Consider the following 6,384-nt stretch of genomic DNA (forward strand, 5'->3'; position numbering starts at 1 on the left):
TATTCACCCTTGATTCAACCACTGCCCTAGCCTCTGGCGGGAGCGGACCAATGACCGCAGGACAGCCAGGCTTTAGGATTCCAGCCTTCTCCTTAGCAATATCAGCCAAGGTTGGACCAAGACGCTGCCAATGTTCCCAACTCAGGGATGTGATAATACTAACCAAAACGCGATCGCATACATTCGTTGCATCCAGCCGTCCTCCCAATCCCACTTCTATTACAGCCACATCCACCTGCTGCTGAGCAAAATACAACCAAGCAGCAGCAGTAGTCACTTCAAATAGGGTAGGTGGATCGGAACAGTTTTTTGGAATTGCTGCCTTAACTTGCTCCAAAATTGTGCCTAGGGTATGGCTAGAGATGGGTTCTTGGTTAAGGCAAATCCGTTCTGTCCAATCAACCAAGTGAGGAGAAGTATAACGTCCGACTCGGTAGCCAGCTTGGGTGAGTATAGAAGACAGGTAGGCACAAACTGAGCCTTTACCATTAGTTCCAGCCACGTGAATGATTGGAAACTTCTGGTGGGGGTTACCTAAGCGCGATAGAAGTTCCTGTATGCGTTCTAAGCCAAGCTGAACGCCAAAGTATTGAAAGGATTGGAGAAGCTCGTCAATATCCATGGGATGATTTTTTTGATGAACCGCAAAGACGCGAAGGACACCAAGGTCAGGAGAGTGTTAGTTATGAATATGAATACAGTTAATGATAAGGCCATTGTTAAGGATTATTTCAATGCCACTGGGTTTGACCGCTGGCGGCGGATTTATGGTGATGGCGAGGTTAACCGGGTACAGCAAGATATCCGGATTGGTCATCAGCAGACTGTGGATAAAGTAATTACTTGGTTGGAGGCTGATGGGAATTTGTCAGGTTTGTCGATTTGTGATGCTGGCTGTGGTGTTGGGAGTCTTAGTATTCCTCTGGCAAAAGCTAGCGCTATAGTTTTTGCTAGTGATATTTCTCACAAAATGGTAGAAGAAGCCAAGGTAAGGGCTAAGGAGAGTTTAGGGAATACTGACAATCTCTCGTTTATGGTCAAGGATTTGGAAGGGTTAGGTGGTAGCTACCACACCGTAATTTGTCTAGATGTGTTGATTCATTATCCCCAGGATAAAGCAGCTGAAATGATAACTCACTTAGCCTCTTTGGCCGAGTCTCGTTTAATTATTAGCTTTGCCCCAAAAACGTTGCTTCTTACTGCACTTAAAAAGATTGGTGAGTTTTTTCCAGGACCAAGTAAAACAACTCGTGCCTATCAGCATCGAGAAGCAGATATTGTTAGTATTTTAGTAAATAATGGGTTTTCAATTCAGCGACAAGAAATGACTAGCACTAGCTTTTACTATTCTCGCTTATTGGAGGCTATTCGTAAGTAAAAAAAATAAGCAGTCAGCGGTCAGCGGTCAGCGGTCAGCGGTCAGCAGATGTAACAGAGATTAAATGAATGCTTACCGCTTTGATTCAAAAGCACCGATTGGGCTACGCGCATGCTGCGCGAACAGTAGCCTGGCACAGGCTTCGACCCTGGGAGGTAACCCATAAGCTGATACGCGACACGCTGATAACTGATAACTGAAAGCTGAAAGCTGAAAGCTGAAAGCGTAAGCATTCAGCCGTCAGCCGTGAGCTAAAAGCTCACGCTACTTGAGGTGCTTTTTGGCACAGGCTTTGGCCTTGGCCTTTTGGCCTTTTGGCCACGCTACGCGAACGGCCACGCGTGCGGGTTTGGCCACGCTGTGCGAACGACCCTGGGACTTCACTCAGCATTATTCCAATGCTTACTTGTTGTCTTGATCCCAAGCGCGAGTGGGGGAAACCACGGCAAAGCGCGAGTGGGGGAGACCACGGCAGTCGCTCATGGGGGGAACCCCCAAGACCGCGCTGCCTCCCCAAGACCGCGCTGCCTCCCCAAGACCGCGCTGCATCGCTTATTCAAAAGCTGAGAGTTGATAGCTCAGAGCTGATAGCTCAGAGCTGATAGCTGATAGCTGAAAGCTGAAAGCTGATAGCTGATAGCTGAATACTTACCTGAAAGCTGAAAGCTGAAAGCTGAAAGCTGATAGCTGATAGCTGAATACTTACCTGAAAGCTGAAAGCTGAAAGCTGAAAGCTGATAGCTGAATAATTACCTGAAAGCTGAAAGCTGAAAGCTGATAAACGTTTGTTAAAAATTTGCTATAATGAAACGGTTTAAAAAAATATCTGCTGGTTTAGTGCTTACCTTTGGTATTCTATTATTGATGGTACCTGTTGTAGTATCAACTCGAAGGGAAGCAACATCACAAGATAAAGTTGATGCAGTGGGAAGCTTGATAGTAGCTATCCCAGTTACCTTCTGGGGAGTATGGTTAGCATGGGGAATGTATCAACAAGAGCAAAAAGAAGTTCTCGAACACCTTCAGTCTACATTTTATCGCTTGCTCCAAGACGAAAATGGTAGAATTTCAGTATTGAAATTAGCAATGGCCGCCAAACTTCCTATACCTGTAGCTCAAGACTATCTCGATCAAAAAGCTAGAGAGTATGATGCTAGGTTTGAGGTTACTGAAGAAGGTAAAATATTTTATAATTTTACACTTGAGGGCTAACAAAATTGATGACTCGGATTTTTTTAGCGATCGCATCGATCCTAGGAGGATTATCAGTAGCAGCTGGAGCCTTTGCTAGCCACGCTTTGAAAGAAAAACTTACGGAACGAGGATTGGAAATTTTTCAGACAGGTGCCCGCTATCAAATGTACCATGCCCTAGCGCTAATGTTAGTAGCCTTGTTGTTGAGCCGCACAGAAGTAGCACAAACCTCCCTTACCGTAGCTGGCTCAGCTTTTATCGCTGGAATTGCGATTTTTTCTGGCAGTTTGTACGCCCTGAGTTTAACCGGGATCAAGTGGCTAGGAGCGATCGCACCATTAGGTGGTGCAGCGTTGATCTTGGGATGGGGTTGTTTAGCGATCGCAGCTTTCTCTTTCCAGTAATCACTAAATATTTTAGGGAACAGGGAACAGGGAACAGGGAACAGGGAACAGGGAACAGGGAACGGGAAATAACGAATTTAAATGCAAATCAGCTTAACTATTTTCTTGACTTTCAACCTTGGCCAAAAGGCCACGCGATCGCGTTCAACCTTCAACTTTTAACATTAAAATTTAAACCTTCAACCTTCAACATCTAACCTTCAACCTTAAACCTTCAACCTTCCATATCCCGCTCAGCAGCATAAACACCTTGGACGTTATACCAGTTAAGGAAAATTCGGGCAATTTCTAAAGCTAGCTGGGATTTACCTCGGTCAATAAGCCATTGTAAAAAGGGAGCCATGGTACGTTCGTTGAGTCGTCCACCTAAAGACAGAATCCCCCAGAGTAATCGGTGTAGCCAGGTCATCTGAATCATCATCCTGACTTCCCAGGTAGGGTGCTTCCGGTAAAATAACACACCCATACGCCCCCGTTGAATTTCCCGGTCAATCATCCGGGGAATTTGGTCGAGGCTAAAGGGAGGATGCCAATGATAACCTACCGCTTCGGGACATTTAATCAGTTTTAAGCCCAGCTGTTTGAGTCGGACACCTAGTTCTAAGTCTTCCCAGCCATAGAGTTGGAAGCGAGTATCAAAGAGTCCAGCTTCTAAGAGCCATTTTCGTGCGATCGCAACATTCCCCGTCGCAAAATAGGCAGCAGAGAAATCAGTAATTTTATAAGGTTCGCTGGTAGGGTCGTCAAAATTACAGGTATTGATCACCCAACCGTAAGTGAATAAGCGATCGCATCCCAGACGCTGCTCTGCCTGTATCAAAGCATCAGCATGAGACTGGAGGAAATGCTCAGTAACTACTAAATCACTATCAATAAAGATAATTATTTCACCCTTAGCCTCCTTCACCCCTAGATTCCGGGCTGCAGCCGGTCCAGCATGGTTTTGAGCAAATGAGTGTACATGGGGAAACTGATCCCCGTGTGCTGCCAACCAATCTAAAGTGCCATCCGTTGAACCATCATCTACTAAAACAACTTCATAATCCAAGACCTGAGGTGCGACCCGTGGCGAATTTAATTCGCCAAGGTCAAGCGCACCTATGCTATCTTGCCTGATTTGTTGATTTTCTAACGCGATTAGGCACTTTTTTAGAATCGGTAAGCGATTGTAAGTGGGAATGACAATGCTTAGAAACAAGGTAACGTTTTTAATTTGATATGATTGTGAACTTAAACAGCGATCGCACCCATGGAAAAGGTTATGCAAATTGATTGGCAAACTGCCAAAACTTACGAAGACATTCTATACCACAAAACCGACGGTATTGCTAAAATTACCATCAATCGTCCCCACAAACGCAACGCCTTTCGTCCCAAAACCGTCTTTGAACTTTATGATGCTTTCTGTGATGCCCGCGAAGATCACAGTATTGGTGTTGTTTTATTAACTGGTGCTGGTCCCCACACCGATGGCAAATACGCCTTTTGTGCTGGTGGTGACCAAAGTGTACGAGGTCAGGCTGGATATATTGGAGAAGATGGCGTTCCTCGCTTAAACGTATTAGATTTACAACGCCTGATTCGTTCCATGCCCAAAGTAGTGATTGCCCTAGTTGCTGGATATGCTATTGGTGGTGGTCATGTCCTACATGTGATTTGTGACCTAACTATTGCTGCTGATAATGCTATCTTTGGTCAAACTGGCCCGAAAGTCGGTAGTTTTGATGGTGGGTTTGGCGCTAGCTATCTTGCCCGAATTGTTGGTCAAAAAAAGGCCCGAGAAATTTGGTTTCTCTGTCGTCAATACACCGCATCTCAAGCCCTAGAAATGGGTTTAGTTAACTGTGTCGTTCCAGTGGAGAAGTTGGAAGCAGAAGGGCTACAGTGGGCAAAGGAAATTTTGGCAAAAAGTCCTATTGCCATTCGTTGCTTGAAAGCTGCCTTTAACGCGGATTGCGACGGTCAAGCTGGTCTACAAGAGCTAGCTGGTAATGCTACGTTACTCTATTACATGACAGAAGAAGGAGCTGAAGGTAAACAAGCTTTCTTAGAAAAGCGTCCACCAGATTTTCGTCAATACCCTTGGTTACCTTAGATTATAGCAGTGTAAGCATATGCGCTACGCGCACGCTACTTGAGGTGCCGTCAGCTATCAGCAGTCAGCTTATGGGCAAATCCCCAGACTTTCAATTCTGATTAATCTCGAACTATTAGGTGCGACCCGTGGCGAATTTAATTCTTAATATTGTGCCTTGGCGCACGCTACGCGAACGGCGCACGCTACACGAACGAGGTTTATTTTAAGCATGATAGCTGACGGCACCTCAAGTAGCGTGGGCTTTTAGCTCACGGCTGACGGCTGATGGCTGATAGCACCTCAAGTAGGGTGCGCGTAGCGCATATGCTTATATCACTGTTCCCTGTTCCCCCTTCCCTGTTCCCTACCTTTACATGGTTAATTTTAAACTTAGTGCCAGATCTGATTATCAATAAAAAACGCACCTTATTTTGAATCAAAGTGCGAGTAAAGCTATTTTAATAGCAGATATCAGGTGCCGATTTTTATGAAATTATTTGGCTTTTTCAGCTGACACCTGTAAGCAGGTAACTACTAGAACTAGAAGATTTGGTTTAAACTGGTTTTTGTGAAATTTTTTTATTTGAATTATTGATTGTATTAAGGGTAAAGTCACTAGTAAGTTACTGCTGATATTGCTGATAATACGAACAATTTACTTCAACAATTTACACCAGCATGATATCTGTTGACGAACTTTTAGAGGTGATGGTCTCACCTTGAACGGTCGTGTCTGTCCCAGAGGATGTTTCAGAGCACGTTACCGATAGCTCCTCTGTGAGCATCAGTTGTTCATCTTGCCACATCTGTTCTAGTGTCTCCCAAGAAGAAGAAGAAGAAGAAAATGTAGGCACAGCAAAAGCACAAGCTTTCCAGCTAGCTCTGACAGGCACCCCCAGTTGTTGACACATACCCCCTCGTCGTCCTTCTGACTGATAATACTGGCAAAATCTGCAACTAGATATAGGTAAATTCAATGTTTTCATGATAAGTCTTTGTTCAGGAAAATTTTATCTCCTCTTCACATTTCATTCTGCTACCTCTTACCTCAGCTTCTTATAGATAGCAAGCTGTTGACCAGCCTAGGTTATAGCCATATCGTTAGCCACTGAAGCTTTAATATTTTCTTAAGAAGTTTGTTACAAATAGATACATTTTATTTTACAAAAAGTAACAAAAAGAGATGGCTTCTGAAAGAATTGGCTTGCTTTATACCAAAAACCCATAGGGATCAACCAAAAAAACACACCAAAAGTGTATTTAGATACTGAATTTAGCCCGATTAACTTATGAAAAAGTATCAGTTCAGTGTTCTAAAAATCAAGGGAACA

At 44.2% G+C, this 6,384-nt stretch carries 11 protein-coding genes; 6 read left to right on the plus strand and 5 right to left on the minus strand.

Features of this window, described 5'->3' with window-relative positions; translation table 11 throughout:
* Positions 1-622: bifunctional folylpolyglutamate synthase/dihydrofolate synthase (locus tag F6K20_RS19905; RefSeq protein WP_287295767.1), on the minus strand; the 622-nt coding region annotated here is incomplete at its 3' end.
* A 69-nt stretch (positions 623-691) separates the two neighbouring features.
* On the opposite strand from F6K20_RS19905, the gene bchM reads away from it, so the two are divergent.
* Positions 692-1,378 carry a magnesium protoporphyrin IX methyltransferase gene (bchM, locus tag F6K20_RS19910; RefSeq protein WP_071107741.1) on the plus strand — a complete coding sequence of 229 codons (687 nt, stop codon included), beginning with the start codon at positions 692-694 and terminating at the stop codon, positions 1,376-1,378.
* A 280-nt stretch (positions 1,379-1,658) separates the two neighbouring features.
* Positions 1,659-1,796: a hypothetical protein gene (locus F6K20_RS19915; RefSeq protein ID WP_287295769.1), complete on the plus strand. Its 138-nt coding sequence runs from the start codon at positions 1,659-1,661 to the stop codon at positions 1,794-1,796.
* Here F6K20_RS19915 and F6K20_RS19920 read toward each other — a convergent pair.
* Positions 1,781-1,927, minus strand: coding sequence for a hypothetical protein (locus F6K20_RS19920; RefSeq protein ID WP_158026353.1), 147 nt, complete (start codon positions 1,925-1,927; stop codon positions 1,781-1,783). The two genes, F6K20_RS19915 and F6K20_RS19920, sit on opposite strands and share 16 nt — an antisense overlap.
* Before the next feature lie 255 nt (positions 1,928-2,182).
* Here F6K20_RS19920 and F6K20_RS19925 point away from each other — a divergent pair, with 255 nt between their 5' ends.
* From F6K20_RS19925 to F6K20_RS19935, 3 genes are read left to right on the plus strand one after another with little or no spacing between them, the layout of a single operon-like run.
* Positions 2,183-2,590, plus strand: coding sequence for a hypothetical protein (locus F6K20_RS19925; protein ID WP_071103833.1), 408 nt, complete (start codon positions 2,183-2,185; stop codon positions 2,588-2,590).
* An 8-nt stretch (positions 2,591-2,598) separates the two neighbouring features.
* The gene (locus F6K20_RS19930) at positions 2,599-2,976 is read left to right on the plus strand and encodes a DUF423 domain-containing protein (protein WP_287295772.1); all 378 of its coding nucleotides are present in this window, start codon (positions 2,599-2,601) and stop codon (positions 2,974-2,976) included.
* Positions 2,937-3,173 (plus strand): hypothetical protein, encoded by a 237-nt coding sequence (locus F6K20_RS19935; protein WP_137985407.1) that lies wholly within the window; start codon positions 2,937-2,939, stop codon positions 3,171-3,173. Before F6K20_RS19930 ends, F6K20_RS19935 begins: the two co-directional genes overlap by 40 nt.
* Before the next feature lie 17 nt (positions 3,174-3,190).
* On the opposite strand, the gene F6K20_RS19940 is transcribed toward F6K20_RS19935, so the two are convergent.
* Positions 3,191-4,174 (minus strand): glycosyltransferase family 2 protein, encoded by a 984-nt coding sequence (locus tag F6K20_RS19940; RefSeq protein WP_287267088.1) that lies wholly within the window; start codon positions 4,172-4,174, stop codon positions 3,191-3,193.
* Between the two features lie 63 nt (positions 4,175-4,237).
* Between F6K20_RS19940 and menB the strand changes: the two genes are divergently transcribed.
* On the plus strand, positions 4,238-5,071 hold the full coding sequence (gene menB, locus F6K20_RS19945; protein WP_044495057.1) for a 1,4-dihydroxy-2-naphthoyl-CoA synthase: 834 nt from the start codon (positions 4,238-4,240) through the stop codon (positions 5,069-5,071).
* A 251-nt stretch (positions 5,072-5,322) separates the two neighbouring features.
* Here menB and F6K20_RS19950 read toward each other — a convergent pair whose 3' ends face one another.
* Both F6K20_RS19950 and F6K20_RS19955 read right to left on the minus strand, forming a co-directional pair.
* Positions 5,323-5,466, minus strand: coding sequence for a hypothetical protein (locus tag F6K20_RS19950; protein WP_287295774.1), 144 nt, complete (start codon positions 5,464-5,466; stop codon positions 5,323-5,325).
* A 255-nt stretch (positions 5,467-5,721) separates the two neighbouring features.
* The gene (locus F6K20_RS19955) at positions 5,722-6,039 is read right to left on the minus strand and encodes a hypothetical protein (protein WP_044495055.1); all 318 of its coding nucleotides are present in this window, start codon (positions 6,037-6,039) and stop codon (positions 5,722-5,724) included.
* Positions 6,040-6,384 lie beyond the last annotated feature (345 nt).

Origin of the sequence: Moorena sp. SIO2C4 (assembly GCF_010672485.1) — a bacterium.
In the GTDB taxonomy this organism is placed as follows: domain Bacteria; phylum Cyanobacteriota; class Cyanobacteriia; order Cyanobacteriales; family Coleofasciculaceae; genus Moorena; species Moorena producens.